We start from the raw sequence: 25,999 nt of genomic DNA on the forward strand, positions 1-25,999 counted from the left end.
TTGATTCAAAATCAAGTAAAACATTTTTGCTCAGCCATTATTTGCGGTATTCTATTTAAGAGAACATGTTAAAAAGGAGTAGAGAAGATGAAAATGCTTGAGGAAATCCTTCATTTTAATGAACAATTTGTAGCTGAAAAGAAATATGAAGAGTTTACGACTACCAAATTTCCAAACAAAAAAATGGTCATATTAACATGCATGGATACAAGGCTTGTCGAGCTTTTGCCAAGAGCATTGAACATCCGTAATGGTGATGTGAAAATCGTCAAGAACGCGGGCGCACTCATCATGCATCCGTTTGGAAGTATCATGAGAAGCCTGCTTGTTGCTGTTTATCAGCTCCAGGCTGAGGAAGTAGCGATCATTGGCCATTATGACTGCGGTATGAGCGGGATGAAGCCCGACATCGTGATTGATGAGATGAAAAAGCGCGGGGTCAGCGATGATATGCTGAATACATTAAACTATTCGGGTATCGATGTGAAGGAATGGCTTCACGGTTTTGACAATGTAAAGGACAGCGTTGCCCACAGTGTCGAAATCGTAAAAAACCATCCCTTGATGCCTAAGGATGTTCCTGTTCATGGTCTCGTGATCGATCCGGCAACAGGAAGGCTGGATCGCGTGATTGATGGATATGAAAAATAATTCAATGATCTAGGTAGAATGAATCACCCTTAATGATCATGTGCCTTGGCTTTTTTCTTGGAAGGCCACTCTTCCGGTACAGGATCGAAGCCGCCAGGATGCAATGGCTGGCATTTCAGGATCCGGACGATTGTCAGCCAGCCGCCTTTAAAGGGTCCGAATTTTTGGATCGCTTCAAGCCCGTAATGGGAGCAGGTCGGGTAAAAACGGCAAGTTGGCGGCTTTAATGGCGAAATGACCGTTTGATAAAATCGGATAATGCCGATGAATGCTTTTTTTAGCATAGGTAAATCCCTTCTTGTAAATAGAATCAGGAAAAAGGAGCTGGCTATCGGCTCCTTTTTTATTTATTTTTACCAGGTTCTTCGTTTTCAGATTCCCTGGTTTCTTCGCTGCTGCTTTCAATCGGGTCGATCGTGTGTTTGAATTGATATGCCTTCGAAGTCGTCAACACGCTTAAAACCAGGACAACGATGACGATAATGACTGAGATAATCAAAACGGTATACATAATACGTCCTCCTTTGTTCAAAATTATTGTAGCATGTTCCATTCTGGGATAGGAAAAAAGTTGCTGCCAGCATGTTTTTTCTCACCCAGGGAGGGGAATATAATTTATGACTAAGAGGAGGATGAATTTACATGGCACAAAATGAACTAATTCAAGCAGTAAACAAACAAGTAGCGAACTGGACGGTTCTTTATACCAAGCTCCACAATTATCACTGGTATGTAAAAGGCCGGCATTTTTTCACACTTCATGTGAAATTTGAAGAACTTTACAATGAAGCAGCGACAATCATCGATGAATTTGCAGAAAGAATTCTCGCGTTGGACGGAAAGCCTGTAGCAACGCTTAAAGAATATTTGGAACTGTCTTCAGTAAAAGAGGCAACAGGTTCTGAAAAAGAAGAAGAAATGGTAAAACAATTGCATGATGACTTTGCAACAATCGTTGAAGAGCTTCAGCAAGCAATCGAACTTGCAGAGAAGGCAGACGATACCGCTACCGCTGATATGATGACGGAAGTGAAAATGAGCCTTCGCAAACATATGTGGATGTTCAAGGCTTATCTTGGATAAAGAAAAGCGGAAGCGCCTCGGTCAGCGCCGACAAGCGTTGGAGGGCCGACCGGTGAAGTCGTTCTTTGACTTCATTGGGCGGACCGAAACGACTCGAGGGGCTAGGCGCTGGAGCTGGACAATTATATAAGTGAATTTTACACTTTCTTATCTAGAAAGAAAAAACTGGCCGTAGCCAGTTTTTTTTTGTTAAATAAAGAAAAAACCGGCTTCAACAGCCGGTTTGTATGTATGGACTATTCGTTAATGGATGTTGCGGGAAGGATATGTGACAGAGCGCGCGCCAAAGTCATCCTGGGCAAATTTCCCCTTAAGACTCTCGATTAAATAGAGACCCATCAAATCATAAAGCTCCTGCTTATCAAGGTCCTGGATAATCTTCAACAGGTCTTCACGGCTCATTTCTTCAAGGAAGGCAAAAGCGAGCATATCGATATCCTCTTCGTCGCCGGTCAATTTGTTGCGGTATAGTTCGTATAGCTCATCAATCAGTTTCATGGCATTTCACCTCTCCTTCTTTTATCCTCCATAATCCTATACTTATTTAATACCCTCCATAGGAAAAAATATGCCTTCAACTTGAAGTATTTCCCTGTTGGGTTATTGGTTCACTTTATTTTTATTTGTGTCTAATTTTAACATACTCCCTACTTTAAAAGTAAATTTGGAGTGCTTAAAAATTAATTATTTTAATGATATTCAGTATAAAGAAATATAGACGCAGGGAACGATATCCATGAGGTGAGAAACATGACAGAAAGCAAAAAAACATACTATATCAACATCAGTGATGGCGAGATTCAAAGCGTATCAACTGCATCTCCATGGAATTTTAAAATTGAGGCAACTGACGAGGAAATCACCGCATTAAGGGAAATATTCGACCAGGGACATTCCACAGGCTGGCAGAACTTCATGAGGGCGCACGTTCCATATGTCCAGTACCATTATGACCGGGAAAATGATGCTCTCGACAGACAACTGATCCAGACATACGAAATGATCTATAAACTTGGAGATGAAGAAGCGAGGAACCATATTGAAAGCATGGGAATACTACCTGAAAGATAGAGCAGCCGCAGACAAATCGTCTGCGGTTTATTCATTTTCTGTTTTTCTATATAATTAGGTCATGAAATAGAACGGGGAGAGGGAGCATGGAAAAGTTTAAAGCGATGAACGGCGAGGACGTAATCTTGTCCTTTCAGGAAAACGCCTTTGAAAAAAAGGCATGCCACGTGCTGGTCATCTGTAAATATCGAGACCAGTGGCTTTTGACCAACCATAAAGTAAGAGGTCTCGAGTTTCCCGGCGGCAAAATGGAGAAAGATGAAACCCTGGAGGATGCCGCTCACCGGGAGGTCATGGAAGAAACCGGTGCAGTTTTAAGCAGCCTCGAGTTTATTGGGGAATATCAGGTTATGGATAGAGAAGGTTCATTTGTAAAAAGAATCTTTTACGGTGAAGTGGAGAAAATCGTACCCCAGGATGATTACCTGGAAACAGGGGGCCCCGTACTTATAAGTGGAGATCTGCTCGCGGATAGAATGAAGGATGAGTATAGCTTTATCATGAAGGACAATGTGATTAAACATGCGCTTGAATTTTTGCAGAAAAAGAGATGAAAAATTGGCGGTGAGCTGTTGAAACCGCCGCTTTTTTAGGTGGATCTATACGGGAATATGATCTTTCATGGCAAATGCGCATTACGAAAGGTCTTAACAAGTGCAGTTCACTAACTTATTGGCGAAAAACAAATTTTATTGGCGGTTTTCACCATTTTATTGGCGAAAATCTGATTTTATTGGCGATGGCACTACTTATTCTAAAGAGAGAATCATTTTACGCCTAAATCTAAAAGAAGCCAGAAGGATTAAACCTGGCTTCATCACTGGTTACTTTTAATCAGTTTCTTTTCGAGCAGCTCGACCAGCTGATACATCACGGTTGCGAACACAGCGATGACCAGCAGCGACAGGAACACGAGCGTGAAGTTGAATACCTGGAATCCATAGATGATCATGTATCCAAGTCCACGTGCCGAAACGAGGAATTCTCCAACCATGACGCCTACCCAGCTAAGGCCGACATTCACTTTCAAGGTTGAAATGATGGTCGGGAATGAGGCTGGCAGGATGGCTTCCCTGAAGCACTGCGTCCTTGTGGCACCGAATGTTTGCAGCACTCTTAAATAGTTGGGATCCACTTCTTTAAAAGAGGTGTAGACCACGATTGTCGTGATGATCACGGAGATGATGGCTCCCATTGCAATAATGGAGGTCATATTGGTCCCCAGCGCGACAATCAGGATCGGCCCTAATGCCACTTTTGGCATTGAATTCAAAATGACGAGGTACGGGTCCAGTATTCTTGATAGCAGCGGGGACCACCATAGTATTGCGGCGAGTATGGTTCCGGCGAGGGTACCCAGGATGAATCCGAGAACAGTCTCTGCCAGTGTTATGCCAAGGTTGACAGCGAGCGAACCGTCGAGCGTCTTCTCAATCAGCAGATTCCAGACTTTTGAGGGTGAACTGAAGAGTAGAGGATCAATCCATTTTTGCTGGCTTGATATTTCCCAGCTTGCAAAAAAAACGATGAAAATCAACAATTGATAGAGGCGGACTTTTTTCTGCTCTCTGCTCAGCTTTTTCAGATACTGTTGATGAAGGAGTTCAGTTTTCTTCTGGTTCAACGGATTCCAACTCCTTCCATATTGTCTGGAACAGATCATTGTATAAAGGGTGATTTCTCGCCTCAAAAGGGCTCAGGTTTCTAAGCTCTTCCGGCAATGAAAAGGTTTTATGCAAGCGGCCTGGCCTTGGTGAGAACAGGAATATGCGATCACTCATCGCGATGGCTTCCCCGATATCATGGGTGACCAAAATCGCTGTTTTTCCAAACGACTTGAATGTATTTGAAACCAGGTCCTCGAGCTTCAATTTCGTTTGATAATCGAGGGCGGAAAACGGTTCATCGAGCATGAGCAGCTTGGGTTCTGTTGCCAGTGTCCGCACCAGGGCCACACGCTGGCGCATCCCGCCGGACAGCTGTTTAGGATAAAGTTTTTCTACATTCTCCAGCCCCATCTGTCCCAGCAGCGCTAAAACTTCCTCTTTTTTTGACTCTTCCAATGTTCCGCTGATCTTTAATCCTAGCAATATATTTTCCTCAATCGTTTTCCAGGGGAATAAGTAATCCTGCTGCAGCATGTATCCGGTCTGGTTCGAAGCCTCTTTGACAGATTTCCCTTCGAGTTTTACCTTGCCGTCAGAAGGTTCGATCAGCCCTGCGATAATCGAAAGCAGTGTCGTCTTGCCGCAGCCGCTCGGACCCAGGAAGGAGACGAATTCCCCTTCCTGGACATCGAGTGAAATGTCATTCAGCGCAGTGACAGCGGATGTTTTTGTAAAATAAGTGTGATGAATCCCTCTTAATGTCAAAAAGTCCATTAGGCTGCAACCTCCTGTTATTTCATGACTTTTCCTGCCACTTCTGTATTGACTAAAGTGTCATGGCTGACTTGCTTAGGAAGTTCCCCGGCTTCATCCATGATGGCCTGGAGATTGTTCCACTCTTCCTCATCAAGGATTGGGTCAGTTGCGTATGAACCCTGGCTCTTATAACGGTCAACCACTGTTTCGATCAGCGCTAAATCTGTATCTTTAAAGTATTCCTGTATGGCTTCAGCGGTTTCTTTGGCACTGTGGGAATCGACCCATTTCTGTGCTTTGTAAACGGCACGGGTGAACTTTTCAATCGTTTCCGGGTTTTCCTTCATGTAGCTTTGTTTTGCCATGAATGTGGTATAAGGTACATGACCGGATTCAGTACCGAATGATGCGACGATATGACCTTTGCCTTCTTTTTCAAACATGCTTGCCTGCGGCTCGAATAGCTGCACAAAGTCGCCGGTTCCGGAAGCAAAGGCATTTGGAATATTGGCGTAATCAATATTTTGGATCATCTTTAAATCTTGTTTCGGATCAATATCGTGTTTTTTGAGCACGAATTCACCGACCATTTGCGGCATTCCGCCTGTACGCTGTCCGAGATAGGTAGATCCCTTCAGCTGATCCCATGAAAAATTGTCGATCTTCTCTCTGGAAACAAGGAAGGTGCCATCCGTCTGGGTCAGCTGGGCAAAGTTGATGACCGGGTCGTTTGAATCCTGGGCATAAACGTAAATGGAAGTTTCCGAGCCAACTAGTGCAACATCTGCCGCATTCGAAAGCACGGCGGTCATTGTCTTGTCGCCGCCCCAAGCTGTAGTGAGCTCGATTTTCAGTCCTTCTTCCTCAAAAAATCCTTTGGCAAGGGCAACATATTGAGGAGCATAGAAAATTGAACGAGTTACCTCTGCCACTTTAACAGTCTGTACCTTGTCTTGACTGCAGGCTGCAAGAGGTATAATAAGTATGGCAACCAAAAATAAAGCAAAACCGGCTTTGAACCATTTTTTCATATAGATGCCTCCTAAAATCTGTCTTAAATTGGGCTTACGATAATGTATGAGGAGAGAAAAAATGTGTGAATGCCCAGTAGCAAAATAGAAAAAAATTCATATAAGAGGAGTGATGACGGTGGACAATGACGGTCAAATCATATCAGCATATAAGTTTCCTTCTCCCAACCCAAAAGTCGAACTTGAAATGGTTACTTATTTTGCAGGCGGGCTGCGTGTCAAAGGGCTGCTGGCAAGACCGGCTGAAGGAAGCGGGGCAGAAGGGTTCCTTTACCTTCGTGGCGGAATCAAAAATGTCGGGAAGGTGAGGCCAGCCCGGATTGCCCAATTCGCTTCCGAAGGCTTTACGGTTTTTGCTCCTTTTTACCGTGGCAACCAGGGTGGTGAAGGGGATGAAGATTTTGGCGGTAATGACCGTGACGATGCCTATGCCGGCTTTAGGCTGCTTCAATCACTGCAAGGGGTTGAAAGGGTTCATGTCTTTGGGTTTTCCCGAGGCGGTTTGATGGCTTTGCTGACTGCCATTCAATTTCCGGAGACAGCCTCAGTTGTCACCTGGGGCGGTGTAACCGATATGTTTTTAACCTATGTGGAAAGAAAAGACTTGCGAAGAATGATGAAAAGGGTAATTGGCGGATCGCCGAAAAAAGTGCCGAATCGATATAAATTCAGGACGCCCTTATACGAAATCGAAAACCTTGAAGCACCTGTGCTGCTGATCCACGGCCGCAATGACCGCAATGTGTCGGTTGAACACTCCTATCGGATCGAGAAACGGTTAAAAGAGTTGGACATGCCTGTCGAAAGCTGGTACTTTGATGAATATACGCACTATTTTCCACCGGTGATGAACCGGAAAGTGGTCAACGATTTAACGAATTGGATGAAATCACAGCCGCAACAATGATAAAATGAATTTGAAGTTACTTGCGAATAGGAGCGAAAAATGATGGGGATGCCATTAGAGTTGAATACAATGATCGTGACAAAGGGCCGCGAAAAAAGGCTCGAAGACAACTTCTTCTCTTTGAAAAAGGAAGGCTACAGGCTTTATCCAATTGACATTCCAGTAGAAGTCAAAAAGACGATCGAAGGCGACCTGACTGGAACAGGAGTCATTTCAAAGGTCGAGTGGACAGAAAATGAAACAACCATTACGTATCAATTAGTTTCCTTGAACTCTACAAACTGAGCAGGGCACATACTGTGCTCTGTTTTTTTTGAATAGGGCTGGTGCTAGCTGTTAGAAAAACAATCAAGTGTGCAAAGTGTATCTTTATTGGTGCCCTGTTTTCGGATGGAACGGGAATTTAGGTCAGCAAAGGGCTTTATTGGTGCCCTGTCCTACAAGGGAACGGGATTGTGGCTTTGCTCAATATAAGAATCCATTTATGAATAACAAAATAATAAAATCAAAGGCCATCTCTTTTCCAGAGATGGCCTCGATCAAATTCTTATTTAACGGTTGGTCCGCCTTTTTCTTCGATTTCAGACGGTACGTTTGTGAACTTTTTGAAGTTGTCACGGAACTGGTCTGCGAGTTCGTTTGCTTTTGCGTAGTAGGCTTCCTTGTCACTCCATGTTTTGACTGGCTGGAGGACATCGTCAGGTACACCTGGTACGTGCAGCGGGATATCGAGGCCAAAGATTTCGTCTTTGGCGGTTTCGACGTTGTTCAGTTCGCCTTCAAGTGCTGCCTGGACCATCGCGCGAGTGTACGCCAGCTTCATGCGGCTGCCGGTTCCATACTCTCCGCCTGTCCATCCTGTATTCACGAGGAATACCTTTGCGTTGTGCTCATCGATTTTTTCACCAAGCATTTCCGCGTACCTTGTGGCTGCAAGCGGAAGGAATGGAGAACCGAAGCATGTTGAGAATGTTGCCTGTGGTGAAGTGATGCCGCGTTCTGTTCCAGCAAGCTTCGAAGTGTATCCGCTCAGGAAGTGATACATTGCTTGTTCCTTTGTCAGCCTGGCGATTGGAGGCAAGACTCCGAAAGCGTCAGCTGTCAGGAATACGATTGCGTTTGGATGCCCCGCTATGCTTGGGTCCACGATGTTTTCGATAGCCTGGATCGGATAGGCTGCACGAGTGTTTTCTGTCAGGCTGCCGTCATCATAATCGGCCACGCGTGTTTCGTCATCGACTACGACGTTCTCAAGAACAGATCCAAAGCGGATTGCATCAAAGATTTGCGGTTCTTTTTCCTTGGACAAGTTGATGCATTTCGCATAGCAGCCGCCTTCGATGTTGAACACACCATTAGGTGACCAGCCATGCTCATCGTCACCGATCAAACGGCGATTATTATCAGCAGATAAAGTTGTTTTGCCTGTGCCAGATAGTCCGAAGAACAATGCTACATCCCCTTCGCGGCCTACATTCGCTGAGCAGTGCATCGAAAGGATTCCATTTTCCGGAAGTATATAGTTCATCACGGAGAAAATCGATTTCTTCATTTCGCCCGCATATTCCGTTCCGCCGATCAAGACGACGCGCTGTTCGAAGGAAACAATGATGAATGTTTCTGAGTTTGTTCCATCAACCTCTGGATCTGCTTTGAAAGTAGGAGCCGAAATGACCGTAAACTCGGATTCATGCTCAGGAAGCTCTTCCTCAGTCGGACGGATGAACAATTGATGGGCAAACAGGTTGTGCCATGCGTATTCATTGATGACCTGGATTGGCAGGCGGTATTTCTTATCCGCGCCGGCGAATCCCTTGAATACGAAAACTTCCTCTTTATCTTTAAGGAACTTCAATACCTTATTATATAGCTTCGTGAAGGATTCCTCGGAGATCGGCTGATTGACCGAGCCCCAGTCAATTTTGTCTTTCACGGATTCTTCTTCGACAATGAATTTATCTTTAGGTGAACGGCCAGTATATTTACCAGTAGTCGCTCTTACTGCTCCAGTTGATGTCAGAAGCCCTTCGTTGCGGTTCAGGACCTTTTCGACAAGCTGGGGCACAGATAGCTGTACCTGTACATTGCTTCCTTTTAATAATGCTGAAAGTTCATTTGATATTCCTACAACGTTCATCGGAGGATACCTTCCTTTTTTATAGATTCAAAATACGTATATCAACTTTCGAGAATCCAGTTCCAGCGCCTGACCGCTCGAGTCGCTTGGCTAGTGTCGCCTCCTAGAAATTCAGAAACTTCAACTCCGCCCGCCGAAGCAAAAAACGCTTCATTGCCGGAGTCTCCAGTTTCTGCGTTTCTGGGCAGACGGCTATACTTTTCGATTTTGGTCTGCCCAATGAAGACAAAAAACGACTTCGCTGGTCAGCCTCCAACGCTTGCCGCGGCAGGTCAAGGCGCTTCCACTTTTCTTGAAAGAATGATAATTTGTAAGTGTTTACATCTCGGTAATAGTATAACACATTGCTTCAATTAATCTATACTAATGATGAAAAAATTACCTTGTACCTAACTTGCGTTATATAATTCTTTCTTTATATAGTCAAGTAATATGGGTTGGTTTGACAACTTTTTATTTTAAGGCTCTGTTAAACAAGACTGTTGATTTTTGTTCCAGGCGCTTCGCTTTCCGCGGGGGAAGAATTATGAAAAAGCTCAAGTGCCAGCTTTTTCAAAGACCAAATTCTTCTTGGCTGGCGCTGAGCCTCCTCGTCGCTTTGCTCCTGCGGGGTCTCACCTAACCAGCTGCGCCCGCAGGAGCCTACGCGCCTTCCACTACAATCAACAGGTGTAAAAACAACATTGGGCTTTAACAGAGCCTATTTTAAAGAAATGGTTTCAACAACAATCGACATTTTTGTCGAGAAAATGATTGACATGGCCAGACAGGTTCGTTATGATTTTGATTTGAACGGATACTCTCTTATCCCGAGCTGGTGGAGGGACAGGCCCAATGAAACCCAGCAACCTGCAAACGAGAAAAACAGCCTAAGAATCAGCTGATCTTTTCCGGGCAAAGGTGCTAACCTGACGCAAGGGAATTGCCCTTGAACGATAAGAGCGAAAGGCGCGGTTAAAGCTAAAACCTTTCCTCACAATTGGAGAGGTTTTTTATATTGCTTTTTTCTGTCCGATGCATAGAAATGCAACTGGACTGCCTTCTTTGGTGTCATTGCTCCCGTGGGTGAAAATTAGGAAAAAAAGAAATTCACCATGAATCTTAAACAAATTTTTCTAATAAAAACTCAGCGTTTATTTCATACTACATAGGGAATGAGTACCGTATCAAACCGAGGTTTGTATTGGGACAGCCTCGATCAATTTTTATACATGAGGGAGGAACTCAGATGTCAAACAAACGCCGTTTGTTCACTTCTGAATCAGTAACAGAAGGCCATCCGGATAAAATTTGCGACCAGATTTCTGACGCGATTTTGGATGCGATCCTTGCTAAAGATGCTAACGCACGTGTTGCTGCTGAAACATCAGTTACAACTGGCCTTGTACTAGTTGCAGGCGAAATCACAACATCTACATACGTAGATATTCCTAAAATCGTACGTGAAACTGTCAAGGAAATTGGCTATACTCGCGCGAAGTACGGCTTTGACGCTGAAACTTGCGCAGTGTTAACTTCCATTGACGAGCAGTCTGCAGACATCGCGATGGGTGTTGACCAGGCTCTTGAAGCACGTGAAGGACAAATGTCCGATGCAGAAATCGAAGCAATCGGAGCTGGCGACCAGGGCTTGATGTTCGGTTTTGCATGTAATGAAACGAAAGAGCTTATGCCGCTTCCGATTTCATTGGCGCACAAAATTTCCCGCCGCCTGACTGAAGTGCGCAAGGAAGAAATCCTTCCATATCTTCGTCCGGACGGAAAAACTCAGGTAACGGTAGAATACGATGAGAATGACAAGCCAGTCCGCATCGACACAATCGTTATCTCAACACAGCACCATCCTGAAGTTTCGCTTGAGCAAATCCAGCGCAATCTTAAAGAACATGTCATCAACCCTGTCGTACCGGCAGAGCTGATCGATGAAAACACAAAATACTTCATCAACCCAACTGGCCGTTTCGTAATCGGCGGACCACAGGGTGACGCAGGTCTTACTGGCCGCAAAATCATCGTTGATACTTACGGCGGATACGCTCGCCACGGCGGAGGCGCATTCTCTGGTAAGGATCCTACAAAAGTTGACCGTTCAGCTGCATACGCTGCGCGTTATGTTGCGAAAAACATCGTCGCTGCAGGCCTTGCTGAAAAAGTTGAAGTTCAGCTTGCTTACGCAATCGGTGTTGCCCGTCCGGTATCTATCTCAATCGATACGTTCGGAACAGGCAAGGTAAGCGAAGATGTATTGATCGATGTTGTTGAAAACAACTTCGACCTTCGTCCAGCTGGAATCATCAACATGCTTGACCTGCGCAAGCCAATCTACAAGCAGACAGCTGCATACGGACACTTCGGCCGTTCTGACGTTGACCTTCCATGGGAGCGTACAGACAAGGCAGAGGCACTCCGCACTCAGGCTCAAGGTAAATAAAAAGGAACAACGGGAGTTGCATAGAAATATGTAACTCCCTTTATTATTTGCCGTCTAATTAGGGAGCGCCAGATATTTTCAAGGTTTGCACCTGGTCCAAAAGGTGTAAAATAAAGTATTACCTTAAATTTCCCTCAGATTTTACTGCAAAAATTTTGCGTTTAATGGTAGTATTAGATGGTATGTTTTTTGGAAGTAAAATTACTGGAAAATCACAATAAATTTTTTCTGAAATGGAGAAGGTGAAGTACATAATGTGTGGCTTTATCGGTTGTGTACATGAAAATGCACAGGAATTCAGCAGCGATGATAAGCAGCTGTTCAAAAATATGAATGACATCATCACCCACCGCGGGCCTGATGATGATGGGTATTTCTATGATGAGCATATCCAGTTCGGCTTCCGCCGTCTGAGCATCATCGACCTTGAGGCTGGCCATCAGCCATTGACTTATGAAAATGAACGCTATTGGATCATTTTTAACGGGGAAATCTACAACTATCTCGAACTTCGTGAAGAGTTGATTGAAGAAGGACTGACTTTCGAAACGCACTCTGATACTGAAGTCATCATTGCCCTATACAGCCACCTTAAGGAGCAGGCTGTAGACAAGCTGCGCGGAATGTTCGCATTTGTCATCTGGGATAAGCAGGAACAAGTCCTTTACGGTGCACGTGACCATTTCGGCATCAAGCCATTCTTCTATTTTGAAGATGAAAATCGCACATTCTTCGGTTCTGAAAAGAAAAGCATTTTGCTTGCGCTGCAGAATGATGTGATTGATTATAAGGCACTGCAGCACTATTTAACTTATCAATTTGTCCCAGAACCTAATACAATGTCTGAAGGCATCTACAAGCTTGAGCCAGGGCATTATTTTACAAAGAAAATCGGTTCACCTATGGAAATCAAGCGTTATTGGAAAGCGAGCTTCTCGCCAATCCAAAAATCTGAGGATGAATTCACGAAGGAGATCAGGGATGTCCTGTTCGAATCGGTGAAAATCCACATGCGCAGTGATGTGCCGGTTGGTTCTTTCCTTTCCGGCGGGATTGATTCTTCTATCATCGCATCGATTGCGAAGCAATACCATCCTGGAATCAAAACATTCTCTGTCGGATTTGAACAGAATGGCTTCAGCGAGATTGACGTCGCCAAGGAAACGGCTGATCGACTCGGTGTTGAAAATATCAGCTATGTGATCAGCCCGCAGGAATACATGGATGAACTTCCTAAAATCATGTGGCATATGGATGACCCGCTTGCTGATCCGGCAGCCATACCTTTGTATTTCGTTGCCCGTGAGGCAAGGAAGCATGTAACGGTAGTCCTTTCCGGTGAAGGTGCCGATGAATTGTTCGGGGGCTATAATATTTACCGCGAACCGCAAGACCTCGAGGTATTCAATAAAATTCCCGGAGTAGGGAAGGCGATGCTTAAGGGCATTTCCAAAATGATGCCAGAGGGTATGAGAGGCAAGAGCTTCATCGAGCGCGGCGTGACTCCAATGGAGGAGCGTTATATCGGAAACGCGAAGATGTTCACGGAAAAAGAGAAGAGCGAACTGCTGCATGTTTATAACGGCCAGTACGATTACAGGGATGTCACGAAGCCTTTATATCGTGAAAGCAGAGGCTATGATCCGGTTGATACAATGCAATACATCGACATCCACACATGGATGCGCGGCGATATTTTATTGAAAGCAGATAAGATGACGATGGCTCATTCTTTGGAGCTTCGCGTACCATTCCTGGATAAGGTTGTTTTTGAAACAGCTTCAAAGATTCCGACAAGCCTGAAGACAGCGAATAATACAACGAAGTATATTTTGCGAAAAGCGGCAGAAGGAGTGGTCCCTGACCACGTGCTTACCCGCAAGAAACTCGGCTTCCCGGTGCCAATCAGACACTGGCTTAAGAATGAAATGAACGAGTGGGCAAAGAACATCATCAAGGAAAGCAACACAGAACATCTTATCAATAAGTCTTACGTTTTAAGACTATTGGATGAACACTGCCAGAACAAGGCGGATAACAGCCGTAAAATCTGGACAGTTCTGATGTTCATGATGTGGCATGATGTGTATGTCGAAAAAAAATACTCCTTCCAGAAGGAGTATGAGGCTCAAAAAGTATTACAATCTTAAAAATTAGGGAAGGTAGGTGATGGCCTGCCTTCCCATCTGCACCCAGGATTCTGCGAAATCCTTAATGGGTGCTTTTTTATTTTTTTCATTTGATAAAGGATCATTGAAATAGACGAAGTTTTCATCATACCCGGTAATCAGGACAGAATGTTCCTTCGTTGTAATTTTAACAGGCCCGCCAGGCGTGTACCATGTCTGGAAAAAGCTGTCGTCCAGCTTTTTGTATTCGGTGTTAATGATCACCCAAACTGGCCTGCCATCTGACAGGTGCGATTTAATATCCTGGAATTCTGCGCCCGTAAGATCTTTTATTTTGCTGGGAAGATACTTCTCTGCCAGTTCAGCAATTGGTTTATGATAGACTCCGAGCCCTGGTTCTGTGTATGTGTACATATTGCCGACAAAGCCCTCATTCGGGTCTCCAAAAAAGACTTTTCCATTATCGAGGCGGTACTCAGCCGGGTTTTTCCTGACTTCGCTGGCGAGTGTCAGCTTGTCCACTTTTACACCCTGATGCATGAGGAGCATGGCCAGGCTTGTTACCTCACATCCTCGAGGGAGCTCAGGCATTTGCCATATGATTGGTGCCTCAAGGAGTACCTGCTTTTTAATCGGTATGATTTTAGGTTCGCTCTCTTCCTGGACAGCAGGTACCCTTTTTGCTCTGGGTTCAGGCTCATCCAGCCAGTCTTTCACCGATTGTACGGCCAGGGCTACATGTGAAGCCTGAAGGTTCTCGAGGAGGAAAGCACCAACGATTGAGGTAAAAACAAACAGGAACATCAGGATGGATTTCATCATGCTATTTTGTTTTCGAATCAATAGATAAAACATGAGCAGCAAAGGGATAATTGCTGCAAGAGGTAAATACAGTTTGTCCACATCCATCACCCCGTCCGCATATTTCAAAAATAATAGGGTATATTATATTATTTAGTATCGGACTGGTGAGGGAGTTTTTTTAGCAGATCATTCATCTTTGTTCTGCAAACTTTTATAGTATTGCCCTTTTTCGGCATATTCTCTGGAAATGCGTTCCATATCCCGGATATCGTCTTCGTTCAATTCACGGATGACTTTTGCCGGTCGTCCGAAAGCCAGTGTATTGGGCGGGATCTTCTTACCCTGAGGAACGAGGCTGCCGGCACCAATAAAAGCGCCTTCGCCGATTTCAGCTTCATCAAGAATGATTGACCCCATCCCAATAAGGGCCTTTTTCCTGATGATGCAGCTGTGGAGGACGACCTGATGTCCGACGGTCACCTCGTCTTCGAGGATTAAAGGGTTATTCGGACTTTGATGCAGGACCGAATTGTCCTGGATGTTCACTTTATTGCCAATGATCGTCGGGGCGACATCGCCGCGGATCGAGGTATTGAACCAGACACTCGATTCCTCACCGATTTCAACATCTCCGGTAATTGTTACATAATCCGCGATAAAAGCGGAATCTGCTATTTTAGGTGTTTTGCCATTGTAAGGATAAATCATTTGTGCACACTCCTGTAATTTTATAATGCTTTCGTTTTTATTTTAGAATTAGAAAGTTTAAAATTAACTTTGAGAATTGTCCAGCTCCAGCGCCTAGCCCCTCGAGTCACTTGGCTAGCTGCGGCTCCTAACTCCTCGAGACGTTTCGGTCCTGCCAATGAAGTCAAAGAACGACTTCACTGTCAGGCCCTCCAACGCTTGTCGGAGTTGGGCAGTCGCCTCCGCTTTTCGAATTGTCTAGTGTCGCCTCCTAGAAACTCCGAAACTTCAACTACGCCGGCAGAAGCAAAAAGCGCTTCTTTGTCGGAGTCTCCAGTTTCTGCGTTTCTGGACAGTCGGCTATACATTTCGATTTCGGTCCGCCCAATGAAGTCAAAGAGCGACTTCACTGTTCGGCCCTCCAGCGCTTGTCGGGGCTGACCCAGGAGCTTCCGCTTTTCTAATTCGCTAATTATATATTATAGTTCTTTTAAAGAAAGAAAAAGTATTTGAGTGGGGGAATGGTCATGTGGAAATGGGAAGCTGATGGGGATGCTAAGGCTGTGATTGTCATGATTCATGGTGCGCAGGAGCATCATCGCCGGTATGGCTGGCTGATTGAGGCCTGGCGTTCATCCGGTTTTCATGTCATAATGGGTGACCTGCCAGGACAGGGCATGACCACAAGAGCAAACCGTGGCCATATTGATTCCTTTGATGAATATATTTTGGAAGTGAAAGAGTGGATAGAGGCAGCTTATGACTTTGACCTCCCAGTGTTTTTGCTGGGCCACAGCATGGGTGGACTTATTGCCATCCGCTTGCTGCAGGAGGAACGTGTCGAACTTGCCGGATTGATACTATCATCTCCATGCCTCGGATTGGTGAAGTATCCATCAAAAATGCTGGATATGCTCTCGCACGGCCTGAATGTCATTTTACCGACATTCAGGATCTCATCGGGCCTGTCTGTAGATATGGCAACCAGGAATGAGGATGTCAGGGCAGTCGACGCGAATGATTCATTATATATTACCAAGGTATCGGTGCGCTGGTACCGCGAGCTGGCAGCGGCCATGGGGCTTGCGTTCGATAATATGGATAAAGTCCAGGACGTACCGACACTGCTTCTGCAGGGCGGAGATGATAAGATAGTCGATAAGCGAGCGGTTAAAGAATGGTTTAACAATGCCCCGCTTTCAGAGAAACGATATAAAGAATGGCCGAAATGCTACCATGAAGTCTTCAATGAACCTGAACGCGAAGAGGTTTTTGACTATGCGAATGATTTTGTCATGAGCCAGCTGAAGGCGATTGGATATATTTATTAGAAAGAGAAAGGGTGAAGCCGCAGCATGATGATCCCATCAATGCCCATCAGTTTGATGTACCGGGTGTACAGAAAAGTCCTGCCACAGGTACATCGAGAGCTGGCATACTGGAAAAGCAGGGCAGAGGAAATCCCGAATCCTGAACTCAGGAGGCAGGCATTGGCCAGCATCGAGCTCAAGACTTTCCATTGTGAGGGCGGCTCTATTATGAGCCTGACCGCTAAAAAACAATATAAAGAGGCCATCCGGTTCATTGTGGCGTACCAGACGATCAGCGATTATCTCGATAATCTATGTGACCGCAGCACCTCGCTGGATCCAGTGGATTTTGCCGCACTGCATGAGTCGATGGCAGATGCTCTCAGCCTGGACAACCAGTTGAAAAATTATTATCGCGAGCGGGAAGACCAGAATGATGGCGGGTATCTGATCGAGCTGGTGACCGTTTGCCGCGAAGTCCTTGCCGGGCTTGATCATTATCAGGGTATTAAGAAGCATCTGGTTGAACTGTGTGATTATTATTGCGATTTGCAGATACATAAGCATGTCGAGGTGAAAGAGCGTGTGCCGAGATTGCAAACATGGTTCGATGGCCATCGTGAAAATATTCCCGACATGGAATGGTACGAATTCTCAGCCTGCACCGGATCGACGCTCGGCATCTTTTGTCTCGTATCCTACGCGCTTCGCGATGATTTCAAACCGGAATACGCAGATAGCATCCGCAATGGTTATTTTCCATACATACAAGGACTGCACATACTCCTGGATTATTTCATCGACCAGGAAGAGGACCGCGAAGGTGGCGATTTGAACTTCTGTTTCTATTATGAAAATGAAGAAGCTTTGTTTGGGAGGTTGCGGCATTTTGTTGAAAATGCCGACCAGCACACAGCTCGATTGCCGCATCGGAAATTCCACAAACTGATCAACCGCGGACTTCTCGGCGTTTATCTATCCGATGAAAAAGTAAGGCGGCAGGAAAGAATAAGGAAGCTCGCCAGGGAAATGATCAAAACAGCAGGCCCCGTCAGCTACTTCTTTTATATTAATGGACGAGCTTATCGGTCATTGCAGAAGTGGATGCCATCGGGGGTTGTGAAGGCGTTTATAAAATAGGATTGCAGCCAGGGATTGAGCCTTGGCTGTTTTTAAATTAGGAGATTTAAGTCCCCGAATCAATCAAATTAAATTAAGGTGATATTCGATTGCGGTTACAGACTAAGACGGGCTGCGCCAAAAAGAGGAAATCACTCGGATACGGTCGCAGAAAAGGAGCAGCTGCGCCCGAAAAGAGGAAACCACTCGGAGTACGGTCGTAGAACTAGAGAGAGGTGCCATGTAAATATGTGTCTTAACTGAAAAAACGTTATACATACCCTTGTATGGTGCCCTTATATGGACAATTTCGCCTGCATAGGGGTATCTATCGACTTGAATGGTGCCCTTATGTGGACAATTTCGCCTGCATAAGGGTATCTATCGACTTGAATGGTGCCCTTATATGGACAATTTCGCCTGCATAAGGGTATCTATCGACTTGAATGGTGCCCTTATATGGACAATTTCGCCTGCATAAGGGTATCTATCGTCTTGAATGGTACCCTTATGTGAACAATTTCGCCTGCATAAGGGTATCTATCGACATGAATGGTACCCTTATGTGAACAATTTCGCCTGCATAAGGGTATCTATCGACATGAATGGTACCCTTATGTGAACAATTTCGCCTGCATAAGGGTATCTATCGTCTTGAATGGTGCCCTTATGTGAACAATTTCGCGTGCATAAGGGTATCTATCGACATGAATGGTACCCTTATGTGGACAATGTCAACTGCATAAGGGTATCTATCGGCTTGAATGGTACCCTTATGAGGATAGCTTCGCCTGCATAAGGTATCTATCGGCTTGAATGGTACCCTTATGAGGATAGCTTTGCCTGCATAAGGGTATCTTTCGACATGAATGGTACCCTTATGTGGACAATTTCGCGTGCATAAGGGTATCTTTCAGCTTGAATGGTACCCTTATGAGGATAGCTTCGATTGCATAAGGGTACCTTTCAGCTTGAACTGAGTGCGACTTCGGACAACATTTGTGGTTACAGGCGAAAAGCTGTCCGAAATAGAGCCAATTTAGGACAACTTCAGTGCTTACAGAAGAAAAGCTGTCCTAAAGAAAAAAAGCCCCCCATTTCAGGGAACCTCTCTTATCTCTTCTCAATCGCAATAATAAATGGCGGATTGTTCTTTTGGTTCAGGAATTTATACTCTAAAACGTGTGCGATGTTTTGATCCAGTGATTTTACATAACGCAATAAATATTCCCGCTCTACTTTGCCTTCCGGGTGTCCGTGGTAAATCACAATCACGATGATTCCTTCTGGCGCCATGATTTCGAGCAGCTGGTCGATGGCATGGATGGTGGTTTCGGGCACGGTGACAATGTTTTTATCCCCGCCTGGCAGATAGCCAAGGTTGAAAACGGCACCGGTTATTTTACCGAAATGTAGTGGGGGAATGCATTCTGTGATGTTTTCATGTCCGGTATGGAACAGGGTGACCTGATCCTGCAATTCGTGCTCGCGAAGCTTTGTTTTGCATGACATAAGCGCTTCATCCTGAATGTCAAAGCCATAAATACGGCCGGCCGGGCCTACGAGATTAGCCAAAAACAACGTATCATGGCCATTTCCAACAGTAGCATCCACCGCAATATCCCCTGGTTTAACCGCTAGTTCAAGGAGATTCCGTGCAAATGGAAGAATCCTCTCAAGCTTCATTTTCAATCACCACTTTGTTTCCAGTATAGAATTTACCTTGCCAGCTGTCGCGGCGTTTCATTTCTTTGTCGATCGCATTCAGCACTTCCCATTTGTTGACGCTCCACATCGGGCCGACCATCAGCTCAATTGGGCCATCTCCTGTAATCCTGTGGATGATCATTTCAAGGGGCAGGATTTCGAGCTGGTCACAGACCAATTTTACATAATCCTTAAGGCTAAGGAATTCAAGCATCCCCTTTTCATACTGCTTGACCATCGGTGTACCCTTCAGCAAATGGAGAAGATGGATCTTGATGCCCTGGACATCAAGTTTGGCGACTTCTTGAGCCGTTTCCATCATCATTTCCGGTGTTTCTAGAGGCAATCCGTTAATGATGTGAGAACAAACCCTGATGCCGTGCTTGCGGAGCTTGTCCACTCCTTCTTTGTATGTCTGGTAATCATGGGCACGATTGATTAGATTGGCTGTTTTTTCATGGACAGTCTGAAGACCAAGCTCAACCCATAAATATGTGCGTTCATTCAGTTCAGCAAGGTATTCAACCACATCGTCCGGCAGGCAGTCAGGCCTGGTTGCAATCGAAAGGCCAACGACACCTTCCTCTTTCAGAACGGTTTCGTATTTTTCCCTCAGGATCTCGACCGGTGCGTGGGTATTGGTGAAAGCCTGGAAATAGGCCATGTACTTGCCGTCTTTCCATTTTGTATGCATTTTTTCTTTTATCTTCTTGAATTGTGTGCCGAGATCTTCTACCCGGTCACCGGCGAAATCGCCTGAACCAGCTGCGCTGCAGAATGTGCAGCCGCCGTGGGCTACCGTGCCGTCCCGGTTCGGACAATCGAAGCCGCCATCAAGCGCCACTTTGAAAACCTTGTGGCCAAAATGGTTCCGCAAATGGTAATTCCATGTGTGGTATCGTTTATCATCTGTTGCGTATGGAAAAGGGTTGGCCTGTTTCATGCCAGAAACCTCCTTATAACCTGTCAGTCAGTAATAATAAAAATTGTACCACTTAGGATAGGTGAATCCAATTGCAAAAAGATTACAAAAGGCTGTTTTGAATTAATAGCTGCTTTTTGAATTCTGCAGTTTAAATCTCTGTCAAAGCTATTGCCAGCATTAAATATTGACAAAAACGTGATAGGAAAATCAATTGTGAACAAAATAAAGAAGAAGCAGACTTGCTTCAGCATCAAGAAAAGGAGGGGCTAAAATTGGCAACACGTCAATCGGTTGACCAGCTACTTCAGCAATGTGAGGATGCCATCAATCTTGCCCAGGAACAATACAAAAGCGCTGCTTCCCAACAGCATTATAATGACGGCGATTTCACAAACGCTCTTCAGGCCATCGAAGCTGCATATAATGATCTTGCCAAGCTCGCCTTCAGTGCGAATGCACAGCAGCGTGACCAGCTTCACCGAATGAGACTGCAGCTGCAGCAGGTTCAAAACAATATGATATTGCTTGATCATTAAAACGGGAGGGATAAACTTTGAAAAAGCGCTCAAAGCAGAATAATCCTGAACAAAAGACACGGAATGGAATGAACAACCAGGATATTGAACTTGGAATGGAGCATGATCCAATTAAAGAATCCAAGAAGATGTATGAACAAAGTGGCGGGCAGCCTGTAAAGTCAAAATTCCATCCCGAACCAGGGCAATCTTCATAAATTTGTAACACCCTCACTTCCAGAAAGGAAGTGGGGTTTTTTTATTGTGTCAATAGTAGAAGGGCCACAGTATTGTTCATTTAACAAATACCCCCCGTTCACAATTCGGATAAAACTGACGAAAATTTCGTGATTTAAATCACAGATTGAGGGCTCTGAGAAATGGTTTAAATAAGGTAGTAAAGCAGGAGCAGGAAATTAAAAACGCCAGTAGATGAAATAATTGTTTTTAAATGAAAGTTGTCTTGTGAAATTATTCACGAATTCGTCACATATAGAAAGGAGTCAAGAAAATGAAAGTTCCTAAGCTAATAATGTCCTTCATCTTATTATTCATTTTTCAGCTTCCTGGTCTGGCTGAAGCAGAGGCTAAACCAGATGTTTTGAATATGGAGGAGCTCACAATCCAGGTAATGCCTGAATATTCCTACCATCCGAAAGATAAAAAGAAGAATCCGCCACTGCTGGTGGGATACCATGGTGCCCTTAAAAACAATGCTGAACAGCCGCAAAAAGGCCAGGTGGTCGTTCCGCTCCCAATGGATGAGAAGAATTTCAGGATTGGTTTTGCCGGTGATTATTCGCGGGACCTCACCGAAATGAATGAAATTGAATACGAGCTGGATCAGGAAAAAGGAACAATTTCCTGGGAAACGAGTGAGGAAATCCAGCCGGGGGAGATTTACAAATTTGTGATTGAGTACTACACAGACAGCATCAGCGAGAAAGACGGCACAAAGGAGCTTGCTTACGATTTTACAAACTTTACGGAAATTGGTTTGCTGAACCTGATTTTCGTTGAACCGCTCAATTCGGAAAGCTTCAAGCTTGAACCGGCTTCAGAGCAGCAGCAGAAAAATTCCTACAACATGAATATGTTCCTTTATCAGAGCCAGGAAATGAAAGCCGGTGAAGCAAAGAATATCAAGCTCGAATACAAACGAACTGACGACAGGACGACCGCTGAGATCATGGAGGACATGGCTGGGGATGCAAAAAAGGCGGGAACTGTTAAACAGAACGACGAGAAAATGCCTTTATGGCTGGTTATCACGGTAGTCGGGAGTATCACAATCATCGCCGCTTTGTTATTAATTTTCTTCATGAAGAGACAGAAAACAAAGCCTGTGCAGGTCAATGCTTCATCTGAATTGGAAGCTAAAAAGGCAAAACTCAGGGCGATGCTCGTTGAAGGAAGCATAACGGAAACTGAATACAATGAACTGCTTAAAAAGCTGGGAGGTAAAAAGTGATGTCCAAAAACAAAAAAATCGTGATCGGACTGGGACTTGCAGCAATTGCGTTCGTCATCATGATGTTTTCAACGATGCCAAGTGCGGGAAGCAAGGAAATTACGATTGAAGACCTGAGCAAAAACGGATCGAACTATGAAGGCGACTATATTATGACTCAGGGCTTGCTCAATAAGGAATCGGTGAAATGGGATGCGGATAAGCTGGAGCTTCGTTTCGAACTTTACGAAGAAGGCGAAGGGACACTGCAGGTTTTCCATAAAGGAATCAAGCCAGATAACTTTTCAGAGGATGTCATTGTTTTAGTCGAAGGTTTTATTCAAAAAGACGGAGTGTTCGAAGCGGAAAAAGTCCAGACTAAATGCCCGACAAAATATGAAGGCGAAGACATGGAGAACTATGACAGCGAAATGCATAAGGAAATGTACAAAAATGACAAGAAGGAATAAAACAGATGGGTGGTTATCTGTATGTATCTGATCGGGAATATCTCAATCTACCTAGGAATCGCGATTTCCCTGTATGGAATTATCGCCAACCTTACAGGGTTAAAGAAGAAAAGCAGCAAATGGCTTGAAAGTGCAAGAGGAGCGGTCCTCTCACTGGCTTTCGTTTCGAGCATCGCCTCGTTCCTGCTGCTGTATCTTCTCGGAACAAGCCAGTTCCAATATAAATATGTGGCTTCCTATACAAACGAAAGCCTGCCGATGGCTTACAAACTGACAGCCTTCTGGGCTGGAAATGCCGGATCCCTGCTGCTTTGGGCTTTCCTATTATCGATTTATGCGGCAATGGTCGTGTTTTCAAAAGAAAAGAAGAACCCTATGATGCCATATGTTTCAAGCATCCTGCTGGTGAATATCCTATTCTTTTTTACGGTGATGGCCCTCAATGTCAATCCATTTGAAATGACTGATAAAATCCCGGCAGACGGAAAAGGGTTGAATCCGATGCTTCAAAATCCGGGGATGATCCTCCATCCTGTAACGCTCTATATGGGCTATGTCGGACTGGCGGTTCCATTCGCGTTTGGGATTGCCGCACTGATCCTCAAGAAAATGGATTCGGAGTGGATCAAGCTGACGAGAAGATGGACTTTGCTGGCATGGCTGTTCCTGACACTTGGAAACGTGATCGGAGGCTGGTGGGCTTATCTTGAGCTTGGCTGGGGAGGCTACTGGGCCTGGGACCCGGTTGAGAATGCTTCCTTCCTTCCATGGCTGACCGTTTCAGCATTCCTGCATTCAGTGATGATACAGGAACGGAAAAATATGCTGAAAACGTGGAATGTAAGCTTGATCATCCTGTCTTACATCCTGACATTGTTTGGAACATTCCTTGTCCGAAGCGGAGTCCTGACCAGTGTCCACGCATTTGGGGACAGTAACCTCGGAACCTACTTCCTTGTGTTCATGGCATTCATGATGCTGTTTTCGCTATATGTCGTCATGACTAGATATGGATTGATCAAGAAAGAGAGCAGTCCGATCGAAGCCTATTTTTCAAAGGAAAGCAGCTTCCTGCTGAACAACCTGATTCTTGTGGCCGCAGCGTTCGCTGTCTTCTGGGGCACGATGTATCCATTGATTTCAGAAACATTCACCGGGACTAAGGTCAATGTTGGAGCGCCTTACTTTAATAAAGTCATGGCCCCGATTTTGCTGGTGCTGATTGTGCTGATGGGAATCTGTCCGCTGATTGCCTGGCAAAAAGCCGTATTTGAAAAGTTCATGAAAAATATTCTCTGGCCGCTTGCGATGGGCATTGCGACTGCCATCCTCCTGTTCGTTTTCGGTGTTAAAGGAATATACGCAATCATCGGGTTATCGGCAACAAGCTTCATGTTTGGTACACATTTGCTTGAATTCGCTAGGGGCATTGGCGCAAGACGGAAAGCGACAAAGGAAAACATCCTGAAAGCCGCTTTCAAGCTGACGGTGAAAAACCAGCGCCGCTATGGCGGTTATATCGTCCATATCGGGATTGCGCTGATTGCGGTGGGAGTCATATCTTCTCACTCTTACTCAACAGAAATATTGAAAACCGTCGACGCCGGGAACAGCATCAAGATTGGCGAATACACCCTGAAATTCAATGAACTGACCGAGCATATGAAAAATGGAAATGGCGTAGTCGCCGCGGATGTGGATGTAACTTATAAAGGCAAGGATATCGGCAAAATCAAGCCGGAAAAAATCTTTTACGAAACATGGCCTGAGCCATCAACAGAGGTAGCAATCAAGACGAAATGGAGCCAGGACTTGTACGTGGTGCTCAGTTCCTGGGAAAACAAAGACAAAGTTACCTTCATGGTAAAAGTGAATCCATTCGTCAGCTGGATTTGGATGGGCGGTATCATCATGGTGATTGGCACTGCATTCGCGTTAATTGGAGGCAGACCGGCATCGATCCGCTACCAGACCAATAAATTTGCGGGAAGGTGATGAAGATGAAAAAGAAAATTTTCGTTGCGACATTCCTTTGCTTCATCTTGATTCCTGGTCTGACATCTGCTTTCACTTATAACTCAAAAGAATTCAAGCACGTCATCACCCAGCTTGATATGCAGGGTCATGCAGATCATGATCTATCCACCTGTTCAATCAAGAAAATTTATTATGACGAAGTGGTAGAAATGCTGAATGGCGGCAAATCAGAGCCGGAAATCATCCAATCTTATGTTGATGAATACGGGCAGGCAGCCTTGAGAACACCTGGCGGCGGCACTAGCGGCTGGATTGCCTGGGGAATGCCGGCTGCAGGATTTGGCATCGGAACTGTGATCGTCGGGGTCTGGATCAGGAAATTGACACTCAAAAAGGCGGAAGTAAACGTTGAAGCCAAAGCAGGATGGGATTCCGAAATCGAGAAGGAAATTGCATCCAAAACTTTTGACGAAGAGCGCCGAAAGCTTTTCTAGGAGTTGATGAAAATGGATTATGTATTTTTAATAATTGGATCACTCGTGATCATTACTTGTTTTTACTTTATCATTTCTCCCTTCTTTTCCTCAGGTGAATTCCAGCCCGTAGGAAGGGAAGCAGAAGGTGAAAAGCTGACTCTGGAGCAGGTGTACAGCGCAGTGAATGAGCTGGAAATGGACTTTCTGATGAAAAAAATCAATAGTGATGATTTTGAAAAAATGAAAGAAAATTATCAATTGCTGGCAGCTGACCTATTAAAGGAAGAAACAGAAACGCTTAAGCAAGGCAAAACCAAACTGCCAAAAGGCAAAGCGAAAATGCAGGCTGACGATGCGGAAGAAGAAATTCTCAGGGAACTGAAAAAACTCCGCCAGCAGAAGGGGTGAGTTGAATGGCTCCTGCCTATCACCCTGAATGGCTCGTGAACTTTTGGCTGACGTCGCCTGGATTGAACTTGTTGAATCCTCATTATGTGCTGATGTTTCTGGTAGTTGTAATTGCTCTATTGTGGTTTTTTCAACGAAAACGGACTGCTGTACATAAGGTGATTGACGATAATGAGAAACTGTTCAGGCACCTTTTACTAAGGAAAAAAGTGATTGAGGAGGAGCTTGCCGGATTGGAAGGCAGGCTCGGCTCAGCAGGAATGACCGAAGAAATAAATAAAAAAATGCTTGATTACCAGGGCCGACTGGACCAGGTGAACAAGGAATTGGAACAATACACTGGATGAA

29 protein-coding genes and 1 riboswitch are annotated in these 25,999 nt (G+C 44.9%); of the genes, 18 read left to right on the top strand and 11 right to left on the bottom strand.

What is annotated here, in order from left to right; genetic code table 11:
* Positions 1-87: 87 nt before the first annotated feature.
* Positions 88-651, top strand: coding sequence for a beta-class carbonic anhydrase (locus tag M3593_RS20845; RefSeq protein ID WP_251544772.1), 564 nt, complete (start codon positions 88-90; stop codon positions 649-651).
* A 29-nt stretch (positions 652-680) separates the two neighbouring features.
* Here M3593_RS20845 and yidD read toward each other — a convergent pair whose 3' ends face one another.
* Entirely contained in the window at positions 681-935 is a 255-nt protein-coding gene (yidD, locus tag M3593_RS20850; protein ID WP_144477032.1) for a membrane protein insertion efficiency factor YidD, read from the bottom strand.
* Between the two features lie 59 nt (positions 936-994).
* Positions 995-1,162 carry a YtzI protein gene (gene ytzI / locus M3593_RS20855; RefSeq protein WP_144477036.1) on the bottom strand — a complete coding sequence of 56 codons (168 nt, stop codon included), beginning with the start codon at positions 1,160-1,162 and terminating at the stop codon, positions 995-997.
* 131 nt (positions 1,163-1,293) lie between these two features.
* On the opposite strand from ytzI, the gene M3593_RS20860 reads away from it, so the two are divergent.
* Positions 1,294-1,734: a Dps family protein gene (locus tag M3593_RS20860; RefSeq protein ID WP_144477039.1), complete on the top strand. Its 441-nt coding sequence runs from the start codon at positions 1,294-1,296 to the stop codon at positions 1,732-1,734.
* Positions 1,735-1,977: 243 nt separating this feature from the next.
* On the opposite strand, the gene M3593_RS20865 is transcribed toward M3593_RS20860, so the two are convergent.
* On the bottom strand, positions 1,978-2,232 hold the full coding sequence (locus M3593_RS20865; protein WP_144477042.1) for a DUF6154 family protein: 255 nt from the start codon (positions 2,230-2,232) through the stop codon (positions 1,978-1,980).
* Between the two features lie 252 nt (positions 2,233-2,484).
* Between M3593_RS20865 and M3593_RS20870 the strand changes: the two genes are divergently transcribed.
* Both M3593_RS20870 and ytkD read left to right on the top strand, forming a co-directional pair.
* Positions 2,485-2,805 carry a hydrolase gene (locus M3593_RS20870; protein WP_144477045.1) on the top strand — a complete coding sequence of 107 codons (321 nt, stop codon included), beginning with the start codon at positions 2,485-2,487 and terminating at the stop codon, positions 2,803-2,805.
* An 86-nt stretch (positions 2,806-2,891) separates the two neighbouring features.
* Positions 2,892-3,359 carry an RNA deprotection pyrophosphohydrolase gene (gene ytkD, locus M3593_RS20875; RefSeq protein ID WP_251544771.1) on the top strand — a complete coding sequence of 156 codons (468 nt, stop codon included), beginning with the start codon at positions 2,892-2,894 and terminating at the stop codon, positions 3,357-3,359.
* A 263-nt stretch (positions 3,360-3,622) separates the two neighbouring features.
* Here ytkD and M3593_RS20880 read toward each other — a convergent pair whose 3' ends face one another.
* From M3593_RS20880 to M3593_RS20890, 3 genes are read right to left on the bottom strand one after another with little or no spacing between them, the layout of a single operon-like run.
* A complete protein-coding gene (locus M3593_RS20880; RefSeq protein WP_251544770.1) occupies positions 3,623-4,429 on the bottom strand; it encodes an ABC transporter permease in 807 nt (268 codons plus the stop codon).
* Positions 4,410-5,186 carry an ABC transporter ATP-binding protein gene (locus M3593_RS20885; protein ID WP_251544769.1) on the bottom strand — a complete coding sequence of 259 codons (777 nt, stop codon included), beginning with the start codon at positions 5,184-5,186 and terminating at the stop codon, positions 4,410-4,412. The genes M3593_RS20880 and M3593_RS20885 overlap by 20 nt, the downstream gene beginning before the upstream one ends.
* A 17-nt stretch (positions 5,187-5,203) precedes the next feature.
* Positions 5,204-6,199: an ABC transporter substrate-binding protein gene (locus tag M3593_RS20890; RefSeq protein ID WP_251544768.1), complete on the bottom strand. Its 996-nt coding sequence runs from the start codon at positions 6,197-6,199 to the stop codon at positions 5,204-5,206.
* A 118-nt stretch (positions 6,200-6,317) separates the two neighbouring features.
* On the opposite strand from M3593_RS20890, the gene M3593_RS20895 reads away from it, so the two are divergent.
* Both M3593_RS20895 and M3593_RS20900 read left to right on the top strand, forming a co-directional pair.
* Positions 6,318-7,106, top strand: coding sequence for an alpha/beta hydrolase family protein (locus M3593_RS20895; protein ID WP_483308939.1), 789 nt, complete (start codon positions 6,318-6,320; stop codon positions 7,104-7,106).
* Between the two features lie 42 nt (positions 7,107-7,148).
* On the top strand, positions 7,149-7,391 hold the full coding sequence (locus M3593_RS20900) for a DUF2584 domain-containing protein (protein WP_144477779.1): 243 nt from the start codon (positions 7,149-7,151) through the stop codon (positions 7,389-7,391).
* A gap of 262 nt (positions 7,392-7,653) precedes the next feature.
* Here M3593_RS20900 and pckA read toward each other — a convergent pair whose 3' ends face one another.
* Positions 7,654-9,243, bottom strand: coding sequence for a phosphoenolpyruvate carboxykinase (ATP) (pckA, locus tag M3593_RS20905; protein ID WP_251544766.1), 1,590 nt, complete (start codon positions 9,241-9,243; stop codon positions 7,654-7,656).
* 801 nt (positions 9,244-10,044) lie between these two features.
* Positions 10,045-10,185, top strand: a riboswitch (SAM riboswitch).
* 286 nt (positions 10,186-10,471) lie between these two features.
* Here pckA and metK point away from each other — a divergent pair.
* On the top strand, positions 10,472-11,674 hold the full coding sequence (gene metK, locus M3593_RS20910) for a methionine adenosyltransferase (RefSeq protein ID WP_144477067.1): 1,203 nt from the start codon (positions 10,472-10,474) through the stop codon (positions 11,672-11,674).
* 254 nt (positions 11,675-11,928) lie between these two features.
* The gene (asnB, locus tag M3593_RS20915) at positions 11,929-13,824 is read left to right on the top strand and encodes an asparagine synthase (glutamine-hydrolyzing) (RefSeq protein ID WP_144477070.1); all 1,896 of its coding nucleotides are present in this window, start codon (positions 11,929-11,931) and stop codon (positions 13,822-13,824) included.
* 3 nt (positions 13,825-13,827) lie between these two features.
* Here asnB and M3593_RS20920 read toward each other — a convergent pair whose 3' ends face one another.
* Positions 13,828-14,712, bottom strand: a complete 885-nt coding sequence (locus M3593_RS20920) for a C39 family peptidase (RefSeq protein ID WP_483308965.1) — start codon at positions 14,710-14,712, stop codon at positions 13,828-13,830.
* An 81-nt stretch (positions 14,713-14,793) separates the two neighbouring features.
* A complete protein-coding gene (locus M3593_RS20925; RefSeq protein ID WP_144477073.1) occupies positions 14,794-15,315 on the bottom strand; it encodes a gamma carbonic anhydrase in 522 nt (173 codons plus the stop codon).
* A gap of 506 nt (positions 15,316-15,821) precedes the next feature.
* Between M3593_RS20925 and M3593_RS20930 the strand changes: the two genes are divergently transcribed.
* Both M3593_RS20930 and M3593_RS20935 read left to right on the top strand, forming a co-directional pair.
* Complete coding sequence (locus M3593_RS20930) at positions 15,822-16,625, top strand: alpha/beta hydrolase (protein WP_251544765.1); 804 nt, start codon at positions 15,822-15,824, stop codon at positions 16,623-16,625.
* Between the two features lie 24 nt (positions 16,626-16,649).
* Positions 16,650-17,744 (top strand): tetraprenyl-beta-curcumene synthase family protein, encoded by a 1,095-nt coding sequence (locus tag M3593_RS20935; RefSeq protein WP_251544764.1) that lies wholly within the window; start codon positions 16,650-16,652, stop codon positions 17,742-17,744.
* Positions 17,745-18,836: 1,092 nt separating this feature from the next.
* Here M3593_RS20935 and mnmM read toward each other — a convergent pair.
* Together mnmM and mnmL are read right to left on the bottom strand one after the other, a co-directional pair.
* Positions 18,837-19,409: a tRNA 5-(aminomethyl)-2-thiouridylate-methyltransferase MnmM gene (gene mnmM / locus M3593_RS20940; protein ID WP_144477081.1), complete on the bottom strand. Its 573-nt coding sequence runs from the start codon at positions 19,407-19,409 to the stop codon at positions 18,837-18,839.
* Complete coding sequence (gene mnmL / locus M3593_RS20945; protein ID WP_251544763.1) at positions 19,399-20,373, bottom strand: tRNA modification radical SAM protein MnmL/YtqA; 975 nt, start codon at positions 20,371-20,373, stop codon at positions 19,399-19,401. Before mnmL ends, mnmM begins: the two co-directional genes overlap by 11 nt.
* A gap of 254 nt (positions 20,374-20,627) precedes the next feature.
* Here mnmL and M3593_RS20950 point away from each other — a divergent pair, with 254 nt between their 5' ends.
* From M3593_RS20950 to M3593_RS20985, 8 genes are all read left to right on the top strand, one after another.
* On the top strand, positions 20,628-20,891 hold the full coding sequence (locus M3593_RS20950) for a YtzC family protein (RefSeq protein ID WP_144477087.1): 264 nt from the start codon (positions 20,628-20,630) through the stop codon (positions 20,889-20,891).
* 17 nt (positions 20,892-20,908) lie between these two features.
* Positions 20,909-21,088 carry a glycogen biosynthesis protein GlgD gene (locus M3593_RS20955; protein WP_144477090.1) on the top strand — a complete coding sequence of 60 codons (180 nt, stop codon included), beginning with the start codon at positions 20,909-20,911 and terminating at the stop codon, positions 21,086-21,088.
* Between the two features lie 293 nt (positions 21,089-21,381).
* Entirely contained in the window at positions 21,382-22,341 is a 960-nt protein-coding gene (locus M3593_RS20960) for a hypothetical protein (protein WP_251544762.1), read from the top strand.
* A complete protein-coding gene (locus tag M3593_RS20965; protein ID WP_251544761.1) occupies positions 22,341-22,790 on the top strand; it encodes a cytochrome c maturation protein CcmE in 450 nt (149 codons plus the stop codon). The genes M3593_RS20960 and M3593_RS20965 overlap by 1 nt, the downstream gene beginning before the upstream one ends.
* 21 nt (positions 22,791-22,811) lie before the next feature.
* Complete coding sequence (locus M3593_RS20970; protein WP_251544760.1) at positions 22,812-24,785, top strand: heme lyase CcmF/NrfE family subunit; 1,974 nt, start codon at positions 22,812-22,814, stop codon at positions 24,783-24,785.
* A 5-nt stretch (positions 24,786-24,790) separates the two neighbouring features.
* Entirely contained in the window at positions 24,791-25,261 is a 471-nt protein-coding gene (locus M3593_RS20975; RefSeq protein WP_251544759.1) for a cytochrome c-type biogenesis protein CcmH, read from the top strand.
* A 12-nt stretch (positions 25,262-25,273) separates the two neighbouring features.
* Entirely contained in the window at positions 25,274-25,651 is a 378-nt protein-coding gene (locus M3593_RS20980; protein WP_144477104.1) for a hypothetical protein, read from the top strand.
* Between the two features lie 5 nt (positions 25,652-25,656).
* Positions 25,657-25,998: a hypothetical protein gene (locus M3593_RS20985; RefSeq protein WP_251544758.1), complete on the top strand. Its 342-nt coding sequence runs from the start codon at positions 25,657-25,659 to the stop codon at positions 25,996-25,998.
* The last annotated feature ends 1 nt before the right edge of the window (position 25,999 follow it).

The sequence above is a fragment of the Mesobacillus sp. MER 48 genome, from assembly GCF_023714225.1.
Taxonomy (GTDB): domain Bacteria; phylum Bacillota; class Bacilli; order Bacillales; family Cytobacillaceae; genus Mesobacillus; species Mesobacillus oceanisediminis_A.